This window comes from Rhodoferax sp. LB1P47 (assembly GCF_056521445.1).
Window position 1 is genome coordinate 90,206 of the sequence record NZ_JBWMAU010000006.1, and the last position, 24,046, is coordinate 114,251.

Below are 24,046 nucleotides of genomic sequence, written 5' to 3' on the forward strand. Positions count from 1 at the left end.
CTCCTGGGGGTAGTGCGGACTACGTTGTATCGCTTCTGGGCATTAGCAGACAAGCAGGAATACACCCAGCCCCTATGTAGTTTTCATGGCAGCCAGCGACCGTGCCTTGACATGGCCGTAGCCGCGAATCTGCTCGGGCCTGCGGGCTATGGCCAGGGCCGCAGGCTGGTTGGCCGCCGTCAGCCCCGGCAGCAAGGCTACGATGCTGGCGCGGTACGCGGCCACCAGCGCCCGTTCGGTGCACCGCTCGTGCTGGTAACCAAACGGATCGAAGGCCGTGCCGCGCAGGCCTTTGAGCCGGGCCAGCAAGCGGAAGGCAAAGCGCACGCCAGGGCCAAACTGCTGCTTTTGCACCTCCCCTTGGGCATTCTTTTTAGCCAGCCAGGGCGGGGCCAGGTGGTAGTGCAGCCGGTAGTCGCCCTCAAACTGCGCCGCAATGGCGGCCAGAAATACCGGGTCGGTGTGCAGTCGCGCCACCTCGTATTCGTCCTTGTAGGCCATCAGCTTGAACAGGTAGCGGGCCACGGCCTCGGTCAGTGGCAGGTGGGCATCCAGCGGCTGCTCGGCCTGGCGCACCTGGGCCACAAAGGCGCTGTAGGTGGCGGCATAGGCGGCGTTTTGGTAGTTGGTCAAAAACGCCACGCGGCGCTGGACCATCGCGTCCAGCGGTTCGCGGGTGTGCCACTGGATGGTTTGCGGCGGGGCGGCCACGCTCACTGGATCGACCGCAGCGCGGCGGCCCCAGGCGAAGGCGGTCTTGTTGGCCTCGACCGCCATGTTGTTGAGTTCGATGGCGCGCAGCAGCGAGTCCAGCCGCAGCGGCACCCAGCCTTTTTGCCAGGCGTAGCCCAGCAGCATGGGGTTGGCGTACAGGCTGTCGCCCATCAGGCGATTGGCTGCCGCATCGGCATCGAAGCTGGCAATGCCATCCAGGCCTGCTGCACGCACGATCTCGGCGGTGCAGGCTGCTGTAGGGTTTTGCCAGTCGGCGTTGTGCACAAAGGCCGCCGTGGGTGCGGTGTGGGTGTTCAGCGCCACGTGCGTGCGGCCGGGGCGCATGCGCACCAGCGTCTCTTTGCTGGCCGTAACGACCGGGTCGCAGCCCAAAATCAAATCTGCCGCGCCCGCGCCAACCCGGGTGGTGCGGATCGCGTCCTGCCCCGCGTCCACCGGGGCCAGCAGCACGTGGCTCCAGGTAGCCCCGCCCTTTTGTGCCAGGCCCGCCGCATCTTGCGTGACGATGCCCCGGCCTTCCAGGTGCGCGGCCACGCCCAGCAGCTGGCCCAGGGTGATGACGCCGGTGCCACCCACGCCCGCCACCACAATGCCCCAGACACCAGCGGTGCTGGGCAGCACCGGTTCGGGCAGCGGGCTGCCGGTGAAGGGCGACAGCGTCTGCGCAGGCTTTTGCTTGCGCAGTTGCCCGCCCTGCACCGTCACAAAGCTGGGGCAAAAGCCTTTCACGCAGGACATGTCCTTGTTGCAGCTGGACTGGTTGATCTGGCGCTTGCGGCCGAAGGGCGTCTCCAGCGGCTCCACGCTCAGGCAGTTGCTTTGCACGCCGCAGTCGCCACAGCCTTCGCAGACCAGCGGGTTGATGACCACCCGGGCGGCCGGGTCCACTGCGGTGCCGCGCTTGCGGCGGCGGCGCTTTTCGGTGGCGCAGGTCTGGTCGTAGATGAGGATGGTGGTGCCTTTTATTTCGCGAAATTCGCGCTGGATGTCGTCCAGCAGGTCGCGGTGCTTCACCTCCACGCCGTCGGGCAGCAGCACGCCCTGGTACTTCTCGGGCTCGTCCGTCACCACTACAGTTTTAATAGCACCTTCCGCCCGTACCGATTGGGCTATCTGCATAACCGAGTGCCCTTCCGGGCGTTCGCCGATCGGCTGGCCGCCGGTCATGGCCACCGCGTCGTTGTACAAAATTTTGTAGGTGATGTTGACCCCCGCCGCGATCGCCTGGCGGATGGCCAGCAGACCGCTGTGGAAGTAGGTGCCGTCGCCCAGATTCGCAAAGATGTGCTGGTCGGTGGTGAAGGGCTGCTGGCCCACCCAGGGCACGCCCTCGCCGCCCATCTGGGTAAAGCCCACCGTGCTGCGGTCCATCCAGGTGGCCATGAAGTGGCAGCCAATGCCGCCCATCGCGCGCGAGCCCTCGGGCACCACGGTAGACGTGTTGTGCGGGCAGCCGCTGCAAAACCAGGGTGCCCGCACCGGGCCTGCTTCCAGCACCTGCATGGCGCGGTCGGTGGCATCCAGCAGGGCGATGTGCGCGTCGATGCGGGCGGCCACGTCCTCGGGCAGGCCCAGTTTGTGCAGGCGCTGGGCGATGGCCCGGGCAATCAGCGCGGGCGACAGGTCGGCGTTGGCACGCAGCAAGGTGTTGGCCGTGGGGTTGGCCATCGACCATTCGCCGCCGCTGAAGTCGCCCTCGGGCTCGTTGAACTTGCCCAGCACGTTGGGCCGCACGTCGGCGCGCCAGTTGTACAGCTCTTCTTTGAGCTGGTATTCGATGACCTGGCGCTTTTCTTCCACCACCAAAATCTCTTGCAGGCCGGTGGCGAATGCGCGGGTGAGCTGCGCCTCTAGCGGCCAGACCACGCCCACCTTGTGCAGGCGCAGGCCAATGCGGCGGCAGGTGGCGTCCTCCAGCCCCAGGTCCAGCAGCGCCTGGCGGGTGTCGTTGTAGGCCTTGCCGCTGGCGATCACGCCGAATCTATCGTTCGGGCCCTCAATGGCGTTGTAGTTCAGCCGGTTCGCGCGGATGTAGGCCAGCGCGGCATACCACTTGTAGTGCATCAGCCGCGCCTCTTGCTCCAGCGCGTGGTCGGGCCAGCGGATGTGCAGGCCACCCGCAGGCATCACAAAGTCGGTGGGGATTTTGATCGCGACCCGCTCCGGGTCCACCACCACCGTGGCGCTGGACTCCACGATTTCCTGGATGGTCTTCATGCCCGCCCACACGCCCGAAAAGCGGCTCATGGCAAAGGCGTGCAGCCCCAGGTCCAGAATCTCCTGGACATTGGCCGGAAAGAACACTGGCAGCCCGCAAGCCTTGAAGATGTGGTCACTCTGGTGCGCGGCGGTGGAGCTTTTGCTGATGTGGTCGTCGCCCGCCACCGCGATTACGCCGCCAAACTCCGTCGTCCCGGCCATGTTGGCGTGCTTGAACACGTCGGAGCAGCGGTCCACCCCCGGCCCCTTGCCGTACCAGATGCCGAACACGCCGTCGAACTTATTGCTGCCCGGTGGCGCAAAGCCCAGCTGCTGCGTACCCCACACCGCCGTGGCGGCCAGCTCTTCGTTCACGCCCGGCTGGAACACGATGTGCTGCGCCTTGAGGAACGGGGCGGCCTTCCACAGCGCCTGGTCGTAGGTGCCCAGCGGCGAGCCCCGGTAGCCGCTGATAAAGCCCGCCGTATTGCGGCCCTGCCGCGCATCGCGCTGGCGTTGCAGCATCGGCAGCTTGACCAGGGCCTGCACCCCGCTCATGAAGGCCGGGCCAAAGTCCAGGCTGTATTTGTCGTCCAGCGAGGCGGCTTTTAGTGCCAGGCGGACCGAGTCGGGAAGAGGTGCATTCATCGTGTCTGTCTCCTATGCAGTGGGCTGCATTTGTGAGAAAAGTGTATGCCTGCACCCCGGAAAAGTCTTTGCGTTCTTTGCCCGCATTCACCTACTATGCGCAAGAACCTTGCTTAAAAATCACCATGCTCGATAAATTTGACCTCACCATTCTGGATGCACTGCAAGCCAACGCCCGCCTGACCAACGCCGAACTGGCCCAGCGCGTTGGCCTGTCCGCCGCTCCCTGCTGGCGGCGCGTGCGGGCGCTGGAGGAGGCGGGCTACATCCGGGGCTACCGGGCCGAGATCGACCGGCACAAGATTGGGCTGGATGTATTGGCGTTTGTGCGCATCGACGCAGTGCAAAACAGCGGCCCCGCCCTGCAAGGCCTGGAGGACGCGATCCGCCTGATCCCCGAAGTGGTGTCCTGCCACTACATCAGCGGCACCGGCACGTTTGAGCTGCAAGTGGTGTCACGCGACTTGAATACCTTCAGCCAATTTGCCCGGCAGGTGCTGGTGAACCTGCCCAACGTGAAGGATTTGCACACCAGCTTTTCACTGGGCGAGGTGAAGGGGAATGGGGTGCTGCCGCTGGGGCATTTGGGGTGAGGAATCTCACTTTTTGATAGCAACTTGCGCAGGCAGCACTTGCGTCAGAGCCCATTTTGGCTTGCATTTTTGGATGCAGATGTGTGCCCCCTACCGCCCCCGCGTCAACAACGCCAAGGCGGCCTCGAAGTCGAACCCGGCCACCGCCGCTTCGATCGGGGCGTAGTCGGTTTGCAGCCGCTGTTTGAGCAGCACGGCGTGGGTTTGCAGTAGCTCGATGGATTCGGCATCGTCCTCGGCCAGCAGCTGGGCCAGCCGGGTGCAGACGGCATCGGCCTGGGCCGGGTCGAAGGGGCTGCTGGACTCGGCGGCCACCACGGGCGCGGGCAGTTGCTGGGTGATGGCGGCGACCAGCGGGGCCAACAACTCGGCCGTGTGGGCCGCCAATGCATGGATCTCGGCGGCGGGGGCCTGCTGGTGCAGAGCGCGCTCTAGCTGGGCCGCGCTGGCTTGCAGCAGGCTGGCGCCGATGTTGCCCGCCACGCCTTTCAGGGTATGGGCGGTGCGCTCGGCGGTGCTGGAGTCGCCCGCCTCCAGGCTGCGCAACACTTCGGCCACGGCCCCGGCCTGCCCGGCGGCAAACTTGCGCAGCATGTCCTGGTACAGCGGCTGCTTGCCCATGATGCGGCGCAGGCCCTGGGCCACGTCCAGCCCGGGGATGCGGCGCAGGCCGTCCATGCTGGTTTCGGTGTGCGGAGTGCCGACCGGCATGGGCGCGGCATCGGCGCGCTGCACCTGGCCCAGACCGCTGCGCGGGTGGATCCACTGGGCCAGGGCGCGCCACAGGTCATCGGGTTCGATGGGTTTGGTGACGAAGTCGTTCATGCCTGCATCCAGGCAGCGCTGGCGGTCGGCGGCCATCGCGTTGGCGGTCATGGCGACGATGGGCAGCACCTCGTTGCGGCCATCCTGGCGGATGTGCCGGGTAGCGGTCACGCCGTCCATCACCGGCATTTGCATGTCCATCAGCACCAGGTCGTAGCGCGGTGCCGTGCCGAGATGGGCCTGGGCCAGCATGTCCACGGCGATCTGGCCGTTGTCGGCAATATCGACCACAAACCCGGCGTCATGCAGCAGCTCGCAGGCCACTTGCTGGTTCAGTTCGTTGTCTTCCACCAGCAGGATGCGGGCACCGCTGAGCGGGGCCAGCGCCGCGAAGGCCGAGCCCCCCGCATCGGCCACGCCGACTGTCGCGTGGCCCCGGCCCATCGCCCGCAGCATGGTGTTGAACAGTACCGAGGCATTGACCGGTTTGACCAGCAAATCTTCGATGCCCGCCGCCTGCGCGCCCTGCACCACTTCTTCGCGGCCGTAGGCGGTGACGATGATGGGTTTGGGGCTGGGCTGGAGCTGTAGCGCAGCAATGGCGTGGGCGGTTTGCAGGCCGTCCATGCCAGGCATTTGCCAGTCCAGCATAGTGATGTCGAACGGGTAGCCCCCGGCGGCGGCATCGCGCACGGCGGCTACGGCCTTGGCCCCGGAATCGACCGAGGCCACCTCAAAGCCCATGCTGCGCAGCATATCCACCAGCACCAGGGCGGCGTGGGCGTTGTCGTCTACCACCAGCACGCGGCGGCCGCGCAGGTCCAGGTCGGCCAACACCGGGCGCGCGGCCTCTTCGCCCAGGCCCAAGAGCGCGGTGAACCAGAAGGTGGAGCCCTGGCCAAAGGTGCTCTCTACACCCACGCTGCCGCCCATTGCCTCGGCCAGGGCCTTGCTGATGGCCAGACCCAGGCCGGTGCCGCCGTATTTGCGGGTGATGGAGCTGTCGGCCTGGCTGAAGCTTTGGAACAGGCGGCCGATTTGCTCTTCGGTCAGGCCGATGCCGGTGTCGCGCACTTCAAAGCGCAGCAGGGCGGAGTCGTCGGCCCCGGCCTGTAGGCGCACGGCCATGCTGATCTCGCCGCGCTCGGTGAATTTGATGGCGTTGTTGGCAAAGTTGATCAGCACCTGGCCTAGCCGCAGCGCATCGCCGCACAGGCTTTGCGGCACTTCGGGGGCCACGTCGCAGACCAGCTCCAGGCCCTTGGCCTCGGCCTTTTCGGCGATCACGTTGGCCACGTTTTCCAGCAGCTTGTCTAGTGCAAAGGGCAGGTTTTCAATCGACAGCTTGCCCGCTTCGACCTTGGAGAAGTCGAGGATGTCGTTGATCACGCCCAGCAGGTGCTGGCCCGACTGGCGGATTTTGCCCAGATAGTCGCGCTGGCGGGGGTTCAGATCGGTCTTCAGGGCCAGGTAGGACATGCCGATGATGGCGTTCATCGGGGTGCGGATCTCATGGCTCATGTTGGCCAGAAAGTCGGTTTTGAAACGGCTGGCTTCTTCGGCCTGCTCTTTGGCATGCTGCATTTCCAGCGCGACCCGCCGACGCTCGCTGATATCCTCCAGCCCCCAGATGGTGGCCTGGGCGCAGCCCACCACCTGCACCCCCACGCGCAAGGCAATCAAGCGGCCCTCAAAAACTGAGCCATCGGCACGGCAAAAACTGCGCTCCAGCTCCACCCGCACACCCTGCTCCAGCTGGGGCTGCACCTCGGCCTGGAACGCAGCGTGCGCCGGGTCTGTGGCAAACAAAATGCGCAGGTTTTTGCCCACAAAATCGGCACAGGGCTGGCCAATGATGTGGGAAAAGCCCGGGTTGCACTCCCGGATCAAACCGTCAGCCGCAAACGCCAGCCCGGAGGGAATATTGTCAAAAATCAGCCGCTGCCGCGCCATCACCTCGCGCAGCTGCGCCTCCCGCTCCTTGATGGCATCAATCGCCTGGATGTAGCCGGTGGACAGCACCGACCCATCGTCCAGCGCACGCGGCATCGACGCGCAATGCACCCAGTGCAGTTGACCGTCGGCGCTGCGCACCCGAAAGTCACACGCAAACGGCTGCATGGCCTGCAAGGCCTCGGTGGAGGTGCGCAGCATCTCGGCAATATCGTCCTCGTGCACCGTGCCGTACAGCACCTGCGGGTCTTGCAAAGCGGCAGCGGTGTCAATGCCCAGCACTTCATGTGCCCGCTCGCTCAGGTAGGTATAGCGGCTACGGCCATCGGGAAAGCGTTGCAGGCGGTACACCACCAGCGGCAAGGCAGCGGTGATTTCAAACAGCTCGGCTTGCGCGGCGCGCTGCACGGCCTCGGTTTCCAGCCGCGCCCCGGCCTCCAGCAAGCGCAGTTGCTGGGCCTGGGCCTCGGCTCCGGCGGCTTCGCGCTGGCGGTATTGCCGGTACAGGGCCACCACCAGGCCCAGGGTCAACAGCCCCTGGAACAGGGTCAACAAGCGGGTGGTGGTGATTTGCCACTGCACCTCCACGGTGCGCCGGGCCACCACGGCGGCCGACGATTCGCTGGACTCCAGCGACAGGCCGCGCACCACATCACGCAGATCGGCCAGCCGGGCGTGCAGCATCTGCAACTGGGCCTGCGTGGGCGGGTGGGCGGCGGCGGGGTCGAACACCGGATCGGCCACCACCTGGAACTCTTTCAGCGCCATGCGGGCCGCCTTGAGCAGGTCACGGTTACCGAGCAAGTCGGCGGTTTGCGCCAGGTCGAGCGGCGCGGCGCGGCTGTAGAACAGGTCGTAGCGCAGTTGCAGGTCTTCGGCGCTCTGGTGCGCGGGGTCCAGCAAGCGGCGGTCCAGCGCACCGGCAAAGCGAAAGTACTCCACCTCCAGTTGCGACACGTTCCACACCACGTCACGGTCGGTGCGGCGACTGACCTGGTTCAGCCCCTCTTGCTGGCTGAACTGGAACACCGCAATCGCGGCATACACCGCCACTAACACCACCACCAGCAAGGCCAGAAGTTTGCTACTGCGGGTCATAGGAGGGCGTTAATGGCATCGACATGCTTACAAATTTAAACATTGTGGCGCATTTAAATCGGCTATGCCACTCCCCAAACTGAGGCGTGCGCTTACGCAAGCAGTGCGGTTTTACCCCCCTATACCTAGCGAACCATCACACCGGCTCGGCCAGCGCCAGCTCCGCCAGCTGCACCGCCCCGGCAAAACTCCGCGCTCCGCCAATGAACAGGTTCAGGTGGCAGAAGACGCTGTCTTCCACGCCGGTCACCGCCGCCAGCTCCTGGTCGCGCAGCCCGGCCCAGCTGGCGGGCAGGTCTTTGCGGGTGTCGAAGGAGCCGGGTTCTACCGGCACGGTCTTGATCTGGTACTGGTTGCCGTCGGAATCGGGGTAGATGACGAACAGCACCTCGGGCATTTCGTCCACCACTACGCGGGTCCAGGGCATGCCGCCCTCTTTCAAATGCAGCAGGCGGCCGCCGAGCAGGCGCGGGGCCAGGCGCACGGTGTCCATAGCGCGGATCTGGGCGACTTTTTTACCGATGGCGTGGTCCAGAAACTTGCGGGTGATGGCGATGGCCTCGCGGAAGCGGATTTCCAGCAACTGGGCTTTGGCCGCCAGGTCCAGGCCCTGCTCTTCCAGCCAGTGGGTGTTGAGCTGGGCGACCAGGGCCGACAGGCCGAAGATGCCGGGGGCCACGTCGCCCTGGCCGGTGTCCACGATGTCGAGGTACTGCACCAAGGAGTGGTCGATGGTGCCCACCACGCTGGCTACCGCCGCCGCGTCCAGCGTTTGGCTATGGCTGGCGGCCCAGGCGCTGACGTAGGCCGCACCGAAGGCCGACCACACCAATCCGGCGCTGGCGTAACCCACGCCGGGCACGGTGTGGCCATCCACCAGGCGCTCTGGGCGCGCACCTTCAAAGCCGCGCTGGTGGTGGTCAAAACGGCCGCTGGCCGCGTCCCAGATGCCGCCCACATCGACCACGTAGTCGGCGCTGGCGATGAGGTCTTTGTTGCGGGTGCGCAGCAGGGTGTGCGATGGGAAAACGCCCATCAAAACGCCGACGCCAAAAACGTCGTCGGCGTGGAAGGTGCCACTGTGGGTGGCGATGGTGGGGGTGTGGAGAGAAGCGGTATCGGTCATGCGGGGATTTTACGGGTTATCCCACGGCAAATAAGTAGCCAAAACCACCCCTGGCGCATATAACACCTGCGCAGACAGCTATTTAATAAATAGCAGCCCGTGCCGATCAGAAGTTGATCTTGGCGGTGTAGATGAAGCCGTCTTGGTAGGTGGCCGAACCCAGTTTGTTCTTGGCATAGCGGTAGGTGATGCCGGTGGTGAAAGTGGGGGTGGCGTTCCACCAGAACGACACGGCACCGTTTTGGGCCGTTTTGTTGGCGGTGACCACGCCACCGTCGCGGGCCATGACCAGGTAGTCGGACTTGCGGCCCATTTCGGTTTCGTGCCAATTGGTGACCATGAAGGATTGGTCCATCGCCTTGAAGCTGTAGCCCAGCACCCAGCCGCCCATCAGGCCGTTGTACTGGGTGCCCAAGTCGGTCTTGGTTTCATAGTGCGCGCCCAGAAAAGGTTTGATCCAGAAGCCGCCGTTGAAGATGGCGGTGCTCAGGCCGAACACGTTGTTTTGGTCGCGAAAGCCGTCGTCCATGAAGTTATAGATATGGCCGTACAGCTGCACCGGCAGACCACCGGCTTCGGTGAGGTTGTAGTGGCCCACGACCTTCATCGCGTAACGCCGGTCCATCGCGGAGTCGGCGGCGTTGTGGGAATCCTTGCTGGGGTTTTCCAGGTCAAAAAAGCCGTACACATCGCCCCACTTGCCGCCCATGCCGCCTTCCAGCTCCAGGAAGTTGAAGTCTTTTTTCACGCCGAACGGGCCTTTGCCGGTTTGGTTCAGCGTGTGGTCGCTCCAGGCCAGATGGTTGACGCTGACGTTCTTGAACGACCAATTGTCGTCAGCATGGGCAGCAGGAACGAAGACGGCGACAGTGGCTGCGGCGGCCAAAATTCTGAAAGCGTGCATCTTGGAAGTCCAGATAAAGAGGGGACCACCTCTTACGCAAAGGCCGTGCCAAATACTGGGCGGCGGGACGCGTGCCTTACCCTAGATGTCTCGCATCTGCTCTTCTTCGACTTTGGCCCACTGCTGGCGGATGTTGAGCAGCTCGGGCAGGATGCCCAAAAAGGCATGGACCACCATCGGGTCAAAGTGCACTTCAACACCGGCATGGATGTAATCCAGGATTTTCTCCGTCGGCCACGGCTCCTTGTAGGGGCGCCGCATGCTGAGGGCATCGAACACATCGGCCAAGGCCACGATGCGGGCCGACTTGGGGATCTCTTGCCCGCGCAAGCCACCCGGGTAGCCGCTGCCGTCCCACTTCTCGTGGTGTCGCAGCGCCACTTCGGCGGCCAGCTGGAACACCGGGGCATCGCTCTTACCCAGAATGTCGTGGCCAATTTGCGGATGGGTGCGCATCACCGCCCATTCCGATTCATCCAGCGCCCCCGGTTTGCGCAGAATCGACTGCGGGATGCCCAGCTTGCCGGTGTCGTGCATGGGCGCGGCCAGCTCCAGCCGGGCGCTGCTCGCGACATCCCAGCCACACGCCTGGGCCAGCACGCGGGCGTAGGCAGCCATGCGCCAGATGTGGGCACCGGTGTCGGTGTCGTTGTAATGCCCGGCATGGCCCAGCATCAAAATCGCATCGCGGTAGCTTTGCTCCAACACCGTCAGCAGTACCAGCGATAAATGGGCGGCGACCCGCGCCAACACGATGGGCGGCGATACCGGCTTGGTGATGTAGTCCACCGCGCCCGCCGCAAAGCCCGCCGTCTCGTGCGCCATGTCGGCATAGCAGGTAACAAAGATCACCTGTACGCTCTGGGTGGCATCCAGTTGCTTGATCTGGCGGCACAGCTCGTAGCCGTGGATGTCGGGCAGTCCAATGTCGAGCAACACCAGGGCCGGGCGGTGCTTGAGCACCGCCGCCAGCGCCTCGGTGCCGTTGCGGGCAAATGCCAGCACATAGGTCTTCTCCAAGATCTCGCGCATGATGGCCAGATTGGCGGGCTCATCGTCAACAACCAGAATGGTGGGTACGTACATGGCCTACTCCTTGAGCGGAATGCGGTATTGCCGGGCCAGTTGGCGGCTACAGTCCTCAGCCCCCCGAAAGTCATACGCTAGCACGCAGGCCCGCAGACTGGCCAGGTCGTGCGCCGGAAGATGCTGCGCCAGTGCGGCCAACAGCGGCTCCACCGGTGCAGGGTTGTCGGTATGCAAGGCCTCCAGCAATGCCTGCATGTGCGCCTCCACTAGGCCCTGGCTTTGCGGGGAATCCAGCGGGGCGGTCGCAAGGCCTTGCCCCTCGGGGGCCGCCGCCGGGGCAAAGCGCGCAATCACCCCCACGGCCAGCTGTATCGCATCGTCCAGGCGCTCCAGCACCGGTATCGGGTCGTAGCCCATGGACAGCACCCGTTCGGCCTCGCTAGCCTGGCGGTAGGTATCGGGCAAGGCCATATTGGCGGCCACACCCGCCAGCTTGTGGAGCAAGGCGGCCGCAGCCGGGTGGTCGTCGGCCGCCAGACAGGCATGCACCTCGGCCACGGCCTGGCCGTAGCTGCTGGCGAAACGCCGCAAGTAGTCACGGTACGTCTGCACATTCGACCAGATCCGCAAGCCCTGCGCGACATCGACAACCGAGGTATCCAGGAGCGGCAACGCCTCCGAGGACGACACCTCGGGCAGGCCTGGCACCGGGCGCACAGCCACCCCCGGCCTGCGCCGCAGCCGCTGGATCAGCGCCACGGTAGAGGGCACATCAAACGGCTTGCTGATGAAGTCGGTCATACCCACGGCCTGCGCGGCTTCCTGCTGCGATTTGAAGGCTCCGGCGGTCAGCGCCACGATCGGCAGGTCGTTGAACTGCGGCATGCGCCGCAATTGGCGGGTGGCCTCGATGCCGTCCAGGACCGGCATTTGCACGTCCATCAAAACCAGGTCCACATCGCCAGGGTGGGCCAGCAACCAATCCAGCGCGGCTTGGCCGTCCACAGCCAGGGTCACATCGGCCCCTTGCTGTTGCAGGATGCGGCGCGCCACTTCGCGGTTGATTTCACTGTCATCCACCACCAGCACCCGCACGCCCACCAGGCCCTGGCCCACCATCGGCGGCACAGTCCGGGGCACGCCCACGGTATGGGCGCGCCTGCGCTGTGCGTGCATGACCGCGTTGTAGAGCGTGGAGGTGGTGACGGGTTTGTTCAGAATCGCATCCACCATATCGGCCCCCGGCTGGCTGGCCAAGCTGGCCACCGAATAAGCAGTAGCCATGATGACGATGGGGCACTCGTCCTGCGGCACGCTGTCACGGATGGCCTGCGCGGTAGCAAGACCATCCATGCCGAGCATTTTCCAATCCAGTACCACCACGTTGGGCAGCTTGCCGCCCTTGCGCTCCCGCACCTGGGCCAGCACCGCCTCGCCGGAATCCACAGAGCTGACATGCCAGCCCAGGCCTTGGGCAATCTCCACCACGGCCCGCAGGGCAATCTGGCTGTCGTCGGCAAACAAGGCATCAATGCGGACCATGTCGGGCGAAGAAAAATCACTGTTGGGGATTTGCTGCAAGGGCACGGTGAACCAGAATTCGCTGCCCTCCCCCGGGGTGCTGGTCAAGCCAATCTCGCCCCCCATCAAGTCCACCAACTGGCGGCTGATGGCCAGCCCCAGCCCGGTTCCGCCAAAGCGGCGGGTGGTGGAACTGTCGGCCTGGGTAAAGGCCGAGAACACCTCGTTTTGCAGCGCCGGGGCAATCCCGATGCCGGTATCCACCACACTAAAGCGCAGGAGGACGGCATCTTCGTGCTCAGTGAGTAGCTCGGTGCGCAGCTCCACCCGGCCCGCATGGGTAAATTTGATGGCGTTGCTGGTCAGGTTGGTTAGCACCTGCTCCAGCCGCAAAGCATCGCCCTGCAACGCGCTAATGCCCGCAGGCAGCGGCTGGATGATGAGTTCAATATTTTTATTACCGGCGGCGATGCCCATAGCGCTGGCCAGGTTGTCCATCACATCGCCCATGCGAAACGGTGTGCGCTCTATCACCATGTGGCCGGCTTCGATTTTGGAGACATCCAATACGTCATTGATGATGCCCAGCAGCGAGCGGCCCGAGGCCCTTATCTTGCGCACCAGGTCGTGGGCGGTTGGGTCCATCTGCGCTTGCTCCAGCAGATAGGCCAGGCCCAAAATGGCATTCAGAGGCGAACGGATTTCGTGGCTCATATTGGCCAGAAACTCGGCCTTGCTGCGGTTGGCGGCCTCGGCCACATCGCGGGCCTGCAACATGGCCGCCTCGGCCTGCTTCTGGGCCGAAATATCCTGCACAAACAGCAAGGTGGCAGGCCCATCTGCCAGTACTACACGGGCGGTGGTTTTGAATACGGGGATTTGGGCGCCGTTTTTATCCAGACCCACGGCTTCAAACATTTGCTCCAGCGGCGAGTCCTCGCCCATCATGCGGACCTGGGTTTGCAGCAGCACCCGGGATTCCTCCGAAATCATGGCGCTCCACGGCAAACCAGACAGATCGTCCGTGGCCGAATACCCGTGCAGCGCACGGTAGCGGGGGTTGGAGTACACAAAGTGCCCGGCCCGAAAAATGGCGATGGCCAGCGGCGCGTCTTCAATCAGCGTGCGAAACCGGGCCTCGCTTTCGCGCAGGATGTGGGTCAGGCGGCGCTCGGTCACGTCCCGGAAGGTCAAAACCACCTGGTCTAACTGCCCATCGGCATCCAAAATGGGGGCCGTGCTGTACTCCAGAACCACCGACTGGCCGGTGTCTTTTCGGCGCACCCGCACCTCAAAGTCGCGCACAAACTGTGCCCCTCCGCCACGCAAGCTCACCCAGCTTTCGGGCGGCGCGAGCTCCCCGGTCGGTAGCGTGACTTCAATCTTCGAGCGCACCTCGTCCATCGGCGTTGCGGCATCAAAAAGGCCGTGGATACTGCGTGCAGCCCGGTTGACACGAACAATCTTCTGCTGGCGGTCAAAGACAAAAACGCCTTCCGTCATGTTGTCGAAAACCGCTTGCAAGCCATTGCGCGCGCGCACCACTTCTTGCTCCGCGATTTTCGCGGCCGTGATGTCCATGTGCGTGCCCATGATGGTGATGCCCCGGCCCTGGCTGTCGCGCTCAATGGCCTGGGCCCGCCCCAGAATCCACACCCAATGGCCCAAGCGGTGCTGAATCCGGTACGTCACATCGTAGAACGGCACGCTGCCATCCATGCAAGCTTCTCGCGCCGCGTGGTACGCGGATACATCCTCAAGATGGACGCGGCGGCACCAAAATTCCGGGTCACTGTGTATGTCCGCCCCGGCAAAGCCCAGCATGGCCAATGAGTTTTCATCAAAGGACCATGTACCGGTGACTGCGTGGTAGCTCCATAGTCCCAGGCTGGCACCCCGCAGTGCCAGTTTCAGCCGATCGGCGGCATCCAACCGGTCGCGGTCACGCTCAAACGCCTGGTCCTCCATGTGCGATCGCCGCTTTTGCCCCCACCACAGACCGCCCGCACACAACAAAACCAACATGGCATAGAACGCCCCATTGGTGATCGTCTGCCTTTGAAGAGGCGCGTAGATAGCCTTTAGATCACGGCCGATGCCTATCACCAGCCCTTTGTCCATTTGCAGGGCTGGCGGCTGGATGGTGCGCAGGGCCATCACCCGCAGTTCTGCGGTACCGGGGAGCCTGCCCGTCAACACATTACTGGCTTTTCCAGTCGCCAGATGCCGGTTGAAAAACGTCCCGGGTCGGTTGAAGCTCAGGCCGTCCATGTTGGCACGGGACGGAAAATTCAACAACTGCAGGCCATCGCTATGGAGCATAAAACCCCACACATCCGGGGCATAGATCACCGGGCGAAAAATACTGGTGAAATACTCGGGGTCAAGGACGGCGATCGCCAAGCCCGCAAACTCCCCTGCGGCACCGGGCACCATCCGGCCAACGCTGACGACCAAATCGTTGCGCAAGGATTTATAGGGAGCGGACACATACAGGGTGGCCCGATTCGGCCGCAACTGCACCGTCTTGAAATAGTCGCGCTGGCTAAAATCTACGCCGACCAGATCGGGGCTGTGCGCAGCAAGAACCACGCCCCGCACGTCCATCACCACCATGGCACGGATTCCCGGCATGGCATTGGTCAAAGCGCGTAATCGGCGGGACACGTCCACGGTATTCACCCCCGCCGGATCCAGCAGATAGTCCTGGATGACATCTTCCAGCGCCAAACTGGTCACGGCCAAATTGCCCTGGATGTCATTGGCAATCACATGCGCTTGCCCCTGCAAACGGTCTTCCTCGGTCGCCAGGATGCGGTCCACCTCGCCGAAGTACACGTAGGCAATGAAGGCACCAACCAATGCAAGGACCACCAACAGCAGCAGCCATTCAAGTAATTTGCGCTGTGCGACAAAACGCGTGGAGTGGTTGGGCATCAGGTCCATGCTAGTCCAATTTACCGGATACGGTGCTGAATTTGCATGTTTTCAAGCCCCCCATCGGGTATTCATATCCTCCATGTGCATAAAATCTTGACCCTCTCCCGAGCACATAAAAAACCGCCCGAAAGCACAAGGCCTTGGGGCGGTTGGATGCGGTGAACGCCGACCTAGAACGGAATATCGTCGTCCATATCGTCAAACCCGCTAGAGGCCCGGGCCGCTGGCGGAGGCGGTGCTTGGCGGGGTGCGGGCGCAGCCATCGGCGGACGACTGGCGGGGGCCGGAGCGGCCATCGGGCGGCGGGCGGGCGCGGGGGCCGGGCTGTTGTCGTAGCCGCCGCCGTTGTCGTAACCAGCGCCACCGCCGTTGTCATACCCGTCATTGCCGCCTTGCGGGCCACCCGCACCTTGGCGGGCACCCAGCATGGTCATTTCGCTGGCCATGATTTCGGTGATCGAGCGCTCTGCGCCGGTGGCGTCGTTGTACTTGCGGCTGCGGATCGAGCCTTCCACATACACCTGAGAGCCCTTACGCAGGTACTGCTCGACGATGCCTGCCAGCCCGCCGCGAAACACCACGCGGTGCCATTCGGTCAGCTCGCGGCGTTCGCCGGTTTGCTTGTCTTTCCAATTCTCGGTGGTGGCGATGGTGACGTTGGCCACCCGGTCGCCGCTGGGGAAGGTGCGCACCTCGGGGTCGCGGCCCAGGTTGCCGACGATGATGACTTTGTTGACGGATGCCATGTTGAATTCCTCTAGAGGGGATGGATTATGCGTTCTTAATCGGCGCTTGCATGGGCCATGCAACAGCAAGCCACACCAGCATGGCCAGCCCGCATGCAGTGAACAGGCTGTGTGTGCCGCCCCATTTCAGCAGCGCACCACCGCCCAAGCCGCCGATAAAAAAGCCTAGCGATTGCAGCGTGTTGTACACCCCCAGCGCAGCGCCGCGCACAGGGGCCGGGGCCAGGCGGGAAGCCAGGCTGGGCTGGCTGGCCTCCAGCACGTTGAAACCGCAAAAGAACAAAAACAGCAGCGTGGAAAGCGTGCTGACCTGCGGCACATCCGCAACCCACCACAAGCCGACCTGCACCAGCGCGATCAGCCCAATCGCCGCCAAAAACACCGCCCGCAAATGGCCACGGCGCTCCAACGGGAACAGGCTGCCGCCCATCACCAAAAACGAGCCCAGCACGGCGGGCAGGTACACCCACCAGTGGTGGGCTTTGTCCAGCCCGGCCTGCACCAGCAGCGCGGGTATGGCTATCCACATCGCCAGTTGCACGGCGTGCAGAATAAACACGCCCAGGTTCAGCCGCATCAGCCCGGCATGGGCAAGCACCTCGACCAACTTGCCGCGCGGCTGGTTTTTGTGTTCCAGCGGCTCGGGCGGCACCACCCACAGCACCACGGTGGTGCCGATCAGCGCCAAGCAGCCCGTGAGTGCGAACAAGCCCGTCAACCCCACCAGCGCCGTCAACGCCGGGGCCAACACCAGCGACAGAGCAAACATCAGCGCGATGCTGCTGCCCACCAGCGCCATCGCCTTGGTGCGCACCGCGTCCCGGGTTTGGTCCGCCAGCAGCGCGGTGACTGCGGCGGAAATGGCCCCCGCGCCTTGCACCGCGCGGCCCAGCATCAGCCCATTCAAACTGCTCGCCATTGCGGCCAAAAAGCTGCCCGCCGCAAACAGCAGAAGACCCAAAATAATCACCCGTTTGCGGCCAAAGCGGTCAGATGCCATGCCAAACGGCAGTTGCAACACACCCTGCGTCAGTCCGTAAATGCCCATCGCCAAGCCCACGCGGGCCGGGTCGTCGCCACCGGGGAACTTGGCCGCCTCCAATGCAAACACGGGCAAAACAAGGAACAAGCCGAGCATGCGCAGCGCAAAAATACTGGCCAACGACAGACTGGAACGCAACTCCAGCCGAGTCATGGCCGCCGGTGCGGATGGGGGAGAAAAAGTGGCAGAGGGGTGGGACACGCAAAGCACCATAAGTGTGGGCAGACAGACAGTTTGCGATTGTCTATCATCGCGGGTTACCCCCTAAGTGGCTCCACCTTGAACTCTGCCCTCCCCGACACCGCTTCTGACGGCATGTACCTCCGCAATGCCTTGCAGTTACAACGCATCAGCATCCGTGGCGCACGTACCCACAACCTGAAGAACATCGACCTGGACATCCCGCGCAACCAGCTGGTGGTGATCACCGGGCTGAGCGGCTCGGGCAAGTCCAGCTTGGCGTTTGACACCCTGTACGCCGAGGGCCAGCGCCGTTATGTGGAGAGCCTGAGCACCTACGCCCGGCAGTTCTTGCAGCTGATGGACAAGCCGGATGTGGACCTGATTGAAGGCCTGAGCCCGGCCATCTCCATCGAGCAAAAAGCCACCAGCCACAACCCGCGTTCCACCGTGGGCACGGTGACCGAGATCCACGACTACCTGCGCCTGCTGTTCGCCCGCGCGGGCACGCCCTACTGCCCCGACCACGACCTGCCCCTGCAAGCCCAAACCGTGAGCCAGATGGTGGACGCGGTGCTGGCCCTGCCGGTCGATTCCCGCCTGATGGTGGTGGCCCCCATTGCCCGCGAGCGCAAGGGCGAATACGCCGACGTGTTTGCCGACATGCAGGCCCAGGGCTACGTGCGCTTTCGGGTGGACGGCGAAACCTTCGAGTTCGACGCGCTGCCCAAGCTGAAAAAGACCGAAAAGCACAACATCGACGTGGTGATTGACCGCGTCAAAGTGCATGGCGACACCGAACCCCAAGCGATGGCCGCCCAGCGCCAGCGGCTGGCCGAAAGCTTTGAAGCCTCGCTGCGGCTGGCCGAGGGCAAGGCCATCGTGGTGGAGATGGCCTCGGGCCAAGAGCATTTATTCAACGCCAAGTTCGCCTGCCCGATTTGCAGCTATTCGATCAGCGAACTGGAGCCGCGCCTGTTCTCGTTCAACTCGCCCGTGGGGGCCTGCCCGGCCTGCGACGGCTTGGGCATGCAAGAAGTGTTCGACCCGACCCGGGTGGTGGCCTTTCCGTCACTCAGCCTGGCCAGCGGGGCCATCAAGGGCTGGGACCGGCGCAACGCCTACTACTTCGCCCTGCTGGAGAGTCTGGCCAAGCACTACAAATTTGACATTGAGCAAGCCTTTGAAACCTTGCCCGCCGAGGTGCAGCAAGCGCTGCTGCACGGCTCGGGCGAGGAAGACATTGCCTTCCACTACCTGATGGACACCGGCCCCACGGCGGGCAAAAAGCTGCGCAAAAAGCACCCCTTCGAGGGCATCATCCCCAACATGCAGCGGCGCTACCGCGAGACCGATTCCAACCTGGTCCGCGAAGACCTGGCCCGCTACCGCACCACCCAGCCCTGCGTCACCTGCGGCGGCTCGCGGCTCAAACGCGAAGCCCGGCATGTGAAGGTGGGCGAAGGCAGCCAGGCCCGCGCCATCTTCGAGATCAGCCACACCACGCTGCGCGACTGCTTTGCGTACTTCAGCACCCTGAAAATGGGCGGTGCCAAGGGCGAAATCGCCGACAAAATCGTGCGCGAAATCGGCCTGCGGCTGAAGTTTTTGAACGACGTGGGCCTGAACTACCTGAGCCTGGACCGCAGCGCTGAAACCCTGAGCGGCGGCGAATCCCAGCGCATCCGGCTGGCATCGCAAATCGGCTCCGGCCTGACCGGTGTGATGTATGTGCTGGACGAGCCCAGCATCGGCCTGCACCAGCGTGACAACGACCGCCTGATCGCCACCCTGCAACACCTGCGCGACATTGGCAACAGCGTGCTGGTGGTGGAGCACGACGAAGACATGATGCGCGCCGCCGACCATGTGATCGACCTGGGCCCCGGCGCAGGCGTGCACGGCGGGCGCATCATGGCGCAGGGCACGTTTGACGAGGTCAAGGCGAATCCCAACTCGCTTACCGGCCAGTATCTGGCGGGCACCCTGAAGATCGACGTGCCCGCCGAGCGCCAAAAACCCAGCCACGGCTGGCTGTCCATCGTCGGTGCCACCGGCCACAACCTGAAAAGTGTCAACGCCGAGTTTCCGGTGGGCCTGTTCACCTGCGTGACAGGCGTGTCGGGCTCCGGCAAGTCCACCCTGGTCAACGACACGCTGTACACCGCCGTGGCCCGCCAGCTCTACCGCGCCCATGATGAGCCCGCCGAACACAGCGAGATCATCGGCATCGAGCAGTTCGACAAGGTCATCAACGTAGACCAGTCGCCGATTGGCCGCACGCCGCGTTCCAACCCGGCCACCTACACGGGCCTGTTCACCCCCATCCGCGAGCTGATGGCCGAGGTACCGATGGCCCGCGAACGCGGCTACGGGCCGGGGCGCTTCAGCTTCAACGTGGCCGGGGGCCGCTGCGAGGCTTGCCAGGGCGACGGCATGGTCAAGGTGGAAATGCACTTTCTGCCCGATGTGTACGTACCCTGCGACGTGTGCCGGGGCCAGCGCTACAACCGCGAAACGCTGGAGGTGCTGTACAAGGGCAAAAACATCGCGCAAATCTTGGAGCTGACGGTCGAGGCCGCCTACACCTTCTTGCAAGCCGTGCCCACCATCGCCCGCAAGCTGCACACCCTGCTGGACGTGGGCCTGAGCTACATCAAGCTGGGCCAGTCGGCCACCACGCTGTCGGGTGGCGAGGCGCAGCGGGTCAAGCTGGCGCTGGAACTTAGCAAGCGCGACACCGGCCGCACGCTGTACATCCTGGACGAACCCACCACCGGCCTGCACTTTGCCGACATTGCCCTGCTGCTCAAGGTGCTGCACCAGCTGCGCAGCGCGGGCAACACCATCGTGGTGATCGAGCACAACCTGGACGTGATCAAAACCGCCGACTGGCTGATCGACATGGGCCCCGAGGGCGGCGCAGGCGGCGGCATGGTGGTGGGCGTGGGCACGCCGGAAGAGATTGCGGCCAATCCGGCCAGCCATACCGGTAAATACCTGGCCCGGCTTTTATAAACCAAATAGGCTGCTAGCGCATACAAAACCTGCGCAGGCAGCTATCTATTTAGGAGTAATGATGGAGGGGTTGTACGGGTGATAGCCAATGGGGGTCAGATCATCCACGCGCACTGAAAAGTTGGTTTTGCAGACCCGCTCAATCGCGTGCTTGCTCTGACCCCTATTGGCGGTTGAACACTCCAAAGATGAGCTCGGCGTAGCAGGCATAGAGGGGATGGATAGAGGCGCGGGCGGTTGGTTTGCGGTGCGGCACGGAGAACCGCCCAGAGGGGTCAGAGCACAAATGCGGGTGGTGATGGCTCTGTCTCAGCCACCATCCAGCGCGCAATTGTGATCTGACCCCACTGGGCTATCTATTTGGAAGTAAAAAAGCTTTTCGCCGCCAGCACCCGGCGCAGCAGGCCCAACACCGTGCCCGGCTGCCACACCTGTACGGCACGCCAGCCGCGCCAGAGGAAGAAGCCGCGCTTGGCCCAGCGCCATACGCCTTTGGGTTTGAGCAGCAGCAGGCCGGCCGCCAGCGCCGACATGGCCAGGGGCCGCTCTCGCACGTAAGCGATGGCTTCGGCCACCAGTGCACTCAGGGTACTACCGGCCCTGGACACGCGCTGCAACGGGGCTAGATCGCGGACCAGGTTGGCCCGCTGGGCCTGGATGCGCTCGGTCAAGCGGGCGCGCTCCTGGTCGAGTTCAGCGCGGGTCTTGGCCATGCTCGCTTGCGGCTTTGAGTTGGCGCAGGTCTTCTTGCAGCTCAGCCAGACTGCCCGCAAAAATGCCATCGAACGACCGCGTGGAGCGGCGCAGCTTGGCAAAGCACAGGGCCGCAGCCCCCAAAAACAGTACGATTAGCGCCGCCAGCACCAGCACCCGCTGGTCCCACAGCAAGATGACCACCAGTCCCACCACCAGCAGCACGCCCAAGCCCGCACAGGCCACCATCGCCAGTACCAGGGTCAGCTCGCGCAGGGCGCGGTGCTTCTCAGTCAGGATCTCATTGCCCAGCAGCTGTAGGCGCGTGTGCGCCATAGCCAGCAGGGTGATGGGGATGTTTTTTAACGCGGCGAAAGGGCCGCCGCCAGATGCGCTACGCATACGGAACCCGGTGGGGGTTCTGCAAGGCAGTTTTAGCGGCGACCAATGATCAGACCGACCAGCAGGCCCACCGCTGCGGCCACGCCGACTGCCGTCCAGGGGGATTCGTGCACGTAGTCGTCGGTGGCGCGGGCGGCCTTTTTGGTGTGGTGGCGCAACGCGGCTTCGGCATCGACCAGACGCTCGCGGGCATCGCTCAGGCGGGCCTTGACGCGGGCGCGCAACTGGCTGATTTTGTCGCCGGTCTGGTCGGCGGTGTCGCTCAGCATTTCTTCGGCTTCGGAGATCACTGACTTGATGTCGCTGACCAGTTGTTCCTGGGTGTCAATGGCGGCTTGGAAGGCTTTGGACATGTGCGTCTTTCGGTTAGGTTTGGATGGGATAAAGGTTAGCAGATCGGCCTCGCCATTTTCTGCTTTCCCATTCACTTACTGACATTTAGAAACACTTTGGCGCCAAGGGAAAATCCTGTTTAAAACGCAGACCAATCGTCGTCACCCCCCTGGCCGGGGGCGGCCCGCTTGGGGGCGCTGATGGCGGCGGGTTTTTTGGCGACGGGGGCGGCCGTCTTGCTGCCGAGCGCGGCTCTGGCTGGCGCGGCAACCTGCTTGGGCGGCACCGCCATCTTGCGGGCAGGGGCGGCCACCGGGCGCGCGGGCACAGCCTGCTTGGCGGGGGCGTGGCGGGTGGTTTGGCTGTTGGCCTGGCTGGTAGCTTGATTTTGGCCCAGCTTGAACACGGCCACGGCCCCCACCAGATCGTCGGCCTGGTTTTGCATGCTGCTGGCGGCGGCGGCCATTTCTTCGACCAGGGCGGCGTTTTGCTGGGTGGCCTGGTCGATCTGGGTGATAGCGTCACCAATTTGCGACACACCGGCACTTTGCTCGCTGCTGGCGGCGCTGATCTCGCCCACGATGTCGGTCACCCGGCGGATGGAGCTCACCACCTCGGCCATCGTGGTGCCGGCCTTGTCCACCAGCACGGTGCCCTGCTCCACCCGCGCCACGCTGGCGGAGATCAGCAGCTTGATTTCTTTAGCGGCCTCGGCACTACGCCCGGCCAAACTGCGCACTTCACTGGCCACCACGGCAAAGCCCCGGCCTTGCTCGCCCGCGCGGGCGGCTTCTACGGCGGCATTCAGCGCCAGGATATTCGTCTGGAAGGCGATGCCGTCGATCACGCCAATGATGTCGGATATCTTTTTGGAGCTTTCGTTGATGCCCTGCATGGTGGTGACCACCTCGGCCACCACGTCACCGCCTTGCACGGCCACGGTGCTGGCGCTCATGGCCAGTTGGTTGGCCTGGCGGGAGTTGTCGGCGTTTTGTTTGACGGTGGCCGACAGCTCCTCCATGCTGGCGGCGGTTTCTTCCAGTGCGCTGGCCTGCTTCTCGGTGCGGGCGCTGAGGTCGTGGTTGCCCAGGGCGATTTGCTGGCTGGCACTGGCCACGCTCTCTGAGCTTTGCCGTACATGCGACACCAGCTTGACCAGGCTGGCCTGCATCACCACCATGCGCGCCACCACGCTGGTCTGGTCGCCCGCTTTAACCACGATGTGGCGCGACAGGTCGCCCTCGGCAATGGCACTGGCATCTGCGGCCAGGGCAAAGGGCTCACCGCCCAAAGGCCGGATGATGCTGCGCGCCAGCACGCCGCCAATGGCATAGATCAGCAGTACCGCCAGCACCACCAGCACGATGGTGACTGTGCGGCTGTGCGCCACCAGCGCGTGGCTTGCGTCATGGGTGACTTTGCCCTGGACCACCGTTTCGTTCAGCAGCTCAGACAGCAAATCGTCTGCCACCTTGAAGCTGGCCACCGCCTCGCCCTTCATCACCCGCATGGCTTCGTCGGTTTTATTCTCGGAACCGAACGCCATCACCTTGGCTGCGCTGGCCAGATACGTGGGCCACGCGGCATCAAATTTATCCAGCAACCCCACTTCTTTGGGGGTGAGATGGCTTTTGCGGTACTGCCCCAGCAGCTTCTTCATTTCCGCATCGTGCTTCTTCATCTCTTCGCCGATTTTGTCCATGCCGGCTTTTTCGGGCTCGATAACGTAGTGGTAGAGCCCACGGTTGTGGTTGATGGCCTGCAAGTTGGCGTTGCCGATGTCGGCTACCGGCACCAGGTTGTCTTCGTACAGGCTGGTGAGCATGCCGTTGACCTCGGCGGTGCGCGCCATGCCCAGCAGGCCCAGGGCCAAGGCAATGCAAGCTGAGATGATGGCCATCGCCAACAATCGGGAACTGACTTTGGTGTGTTCTAAAAATCGCATGGGTGACTCCTACAGATAGGTAAATGGACCGGGCACAAACGCAATGGCCTGTAATGGGACAGGACGTGTAAATTAGTGTAAATGGAGAGTGTTGGTATAGCCAGCGTGATTTAGTGCACACAAGGGCATGCGGCCCCGACCGGTTGGAAAACCCAGCGCCCCGCCACTACACTGAC

General features: G+C 63.8%; 14 protein-coding genes. 2 read left to right on the forward strand and 12 right to left on the reverse strand.

Annotated features, from left to right (window positions below):
* Positions 1 to 72 precede the first annotated feature (72 nt).
* Positions 73 to 3,582, reverse strand: coding sequence for an indolepyruvate ferredoxin oxidoreductase family protein (locus AC0969_RS09325; RefSeq protein ID WP_479623862.1), 3,510 nt, complete (start codon positions 3,580 to 3,582; stop codon positions 73 to 75).
* Positions 3,583 to 3,701: 119 nt separating this feature from the next.
* Here AC0969_RS09325 and AC0969_RS09330 point away from each other — a divergent pair, with 119 nt between their 5' ends.
* Positions 3,702 to 4,175 (forward strand): Lrp/AsnC family transcriptional regulator, encoded by a 474-nt coding sequence (locus AC0969_RS09330; protein ID WP_479623955.1) that lies wholly within the window; start codon positions 3,702 to 3,704, stop codon positions 4,173 to 4,175.
* Positions 4,176 to 4,265: 90 nt separating this feature from the next.
* Here AC0969_RS09330 and AC0969_RS09335 read toward each other — a convergent pair whose 3' ends face one another.
* From AC0969_RS09335 to AC0969_RS09365, 7 genes are all read right to left on the reverse strand, one after another.
* Complete coding sequence (locus AC0969_RS09335) at positions 4,266 to 7,991, reverse strand: PAS domain-containing hybrid sensor histidine kinase/response regulator (protein ID WP_479623863.1); 3,726 nt, start codon at positions 7,989 to 7,991, stop codon at positions 4,266 to 4,268.
* 136 nt (positions 7,992 to 8,127) lie between these two features.
* Complete coding sequence (locus AC0969_RS09340; protein ID WP_479623864.1) at positions 8,128 to 9,117, reverse strand: MYG1 family protein; 990 nt, start codon at positions 9,115 to 9,117, stop codon at positions 8,128 to 8,130.
* Positions 9,118 to 9,223: 106 nt separating this feature from the next.
* Positions 9,224 to 10,021: an outer membrane protein OmpK gene (locus tag AC0969_RS09345; RefSeq protein WP_479623865.1), complete on the reverse strand. Its 798-nt coding sequence runs from the start codon at positions 10,019 to 10,021 to the stop codon at positions 9,224 to 9,226.
* A gap of 81 nt (positions 10,022 to 10,102) precedes the next feature.
* Complete coding sequence (locus AC0969_RS09350) at positions 10,103 to 11,107, reverse strand: response regulator (RefSeq protein ID WP_479623866.1); 1,005 nt, start codon at positions 11,105 to 11,107, stop codon at positions 10,103 to 10,105.
* Positions 11,108 to 11,110: 3 nt separating this feature from the next.
* Complete coding sequence (locus AC0969_RS09355) at positions 11,111 to 15,508, reverse strand: response regulator (RefSeq protein WP_479623867.1); 4,398 nt, start codon at positions 15,506 to 15,508, stop codon at positions 11,111 to 11,113.
* A 173-nt stretch (positions 15,509 to 15,681) separates the two neighbouring features.
* Positions 15,682 to 16,257 (reverse strand): single-stranded DNA-binding protein, encoded by a 576-nt coding sequence (ssb, locus tag AC0969_RS09360; protein ID WP_479623868.1) that lies wholly within the window; start codon positions 16,255 to 16,257, stop codon positions 15,682 to 15,684.
* 25 nt (positions 16,258 to 16,282) lie between these two features.
* Positions 16,283 to 17,452 (reverse strand): MFS transporter, encoded by a 1,170-nt coding sequence (locus AC0969_RS09365; RefSeq protein ID WP_479623956.1) that lies wholly within the window; start codon positions 17,450 to 17,452, stop codon positions 16,283 to 16,285.
* Between the two features lie 162 nt (positions 17,453 to 17,614).
* Here AC0969_RS09365 and uvrA point away from each other — a divergent pair, with 162 nt between their 5' ends.
* Positions 17,615 to 20,497, forward strand: a complete 2,883-nt coding sequence (gene uvrA, locus AC0969_RS09370) for an excinuclease ABC subunit UvrA (RefSeq protein WP_479623957.1) — start codon at positions 17,615 to 17,617, stop codon at positions 20,495 to 20,497.
* 356 nt (positions 20,498 to 20,853) lie between these two features.
* Here uvrA and AC0969_RS09375 read toward each other — a convergent pair whose 3' ends face one another.
* From AC0969_RS09375 to AC0969_RS09390, 4 genes are all read right to left on the reverse strand, one after another.
* Positions 20,854 to 21,210 (reverse strand): YqjK family protein, encoded by a 357-nt coding sequence (locus tag AC0969_RS09375; protein ID WP_479623869.1) that lies wholly within the window; start codon positions 21,208 to 21,210, stop codon positions 20,854 to 20,856.
* Entirely contained in the window at positions 21,191 to 21,592 is a 402-nt protein-coding gene (locus AC0969_RS09380) for a phage holin family protein (RefSeq protein ID WP_479623870.1), read from the reverse strand. Before AC0969_RS09380 ends, AC0969_RS09375 begins: the two co-directional genes overlap by 20 nt.
* Positions 21,593 to 21,624: 32 nt before the next feature.
* Complete coding sequence (locus tag AC0969_RS09385) at positions 21,625 to 21,945, reverse strand: ElaB/YgaM/YqjD family protein (protein WP_479623871.1); 321 nt, start codon at positions 21,943 to 21,945, stop codon at positions 21,625 to 21,627.
* 119 nt (positions 21,946 to 22,064) lie between these two features.
* Positions 22,065 to 23,870 carry a methyl-accepting chemotaxis protein gene (locus AC0969_RS09390; RefSeq protein WP_479623872.1) on the reverse strand — a complete coding sequence of 602 codons (1,806 nt, stop codon included), beginning with the start codon at positions 23,868 to 23,870 and terminating at the stop codon, positions 22,065 to 22,067.
* Between the last annotated feature and the right edge of the window lie 176 nt (positions 23,871 to 24,046).

Excerpts from the sequence above, each read along its gene's own strand:
- AC0969_RS09390 (WP_479623872.1), bottom strand. The coding sequence starts at position 23,870 with ATGCGATTTTTAGAACACACCAAAGTCAGTTCCCGATTGTTGGCGATG.
- ssb (WP_479623868.1), bottom strand. The coding sequence starts at position 16,257 with ATGGCATCCGTCAACAAAGTCATCATCGTCGGCAACCTGGGCCGCGAC.
- AC0969_RS09325 (WP_479623862.1), bottom strand. The coding sequence starts at position 3,582 with ATGAATGCACCTCTTCCCGACTCGGTCCGCCTGGCACTAAAAGCCGCC.
- AC0969_RS09335 (WP_479623863.1), bottom strand. The coding sequence starts at position 7,991 with ATGACCCGCAGTAGCAAACTTCTGGCCTTGCTGGTGGTGGTGTTAGTG.
- AC0969_RS09345 (WP_479623865.1), bottom strand. The coding sequence starts at position 10,021 with ATGCACGCTTTCAGAATTTTGGCCGCCGCAGCCACTGTCGCCGTCTTC.
- AC0969_RS09350 (WP_479623866.1), bottom strand. The coding sequence starts at position 11,107 with ATGTACGTACCCACCATTCTGGTTGTTGACGATGAGCCCGCCAATCTG.
- AC0969_RS09380 (WP_479623870.1), bottom strand. The coding sequence starts at position 21,592 with ATGCGTAGCGCATCTGGCGGCGGCCCTTTCGCCGCGTTAAAAAACATC.
- AC0969_RS09375 (WP_479623869.1), bottom strand. The coding sequence starts at position 21,210 with ATGGCCAAGACCCGCGCTGAACTCGACCAGGAGCGCGCCCGCTTGACC.
- AC0969_RS09355 (WP_479623867.1), bottom strand. The coding sequence starts at position 15,508 with ATGCCCAACCACTCCACGCGTTTTGTCGCACAGCGCAAATTACTTGAA.
- AC0969_RS09365 (WP_479623956.1), bottom strand. The coding sequence starts at position 17,452 with ATGACTCGGCTGGAGTTGCGTTCCAGTCTGTCGTTGGCCAGTATTTTT.
- AC0969_RS09340 (WP_479623864.1), bottom strand. The coding sequence starts at position 9,117 with ATGACCGATACCGCTTCTCTCCACACCCCCACCATCGCCACCCACAGT.
- AC0969_RS09385 (WP_479623871.1), bottom strand. The coding sequence starts at position 21,945 with ATGTCCAAAGCCTTCCAAGCCGCCATTGACACCCAGGAACAACTGGTC.
- uvrA (WP_479623957.1), top strand. The coding sequence starts at position 17,615 with ATGTACCTCCGCAATGCCTTGCAGTTACAACGCATCAGCATCCGTGGC.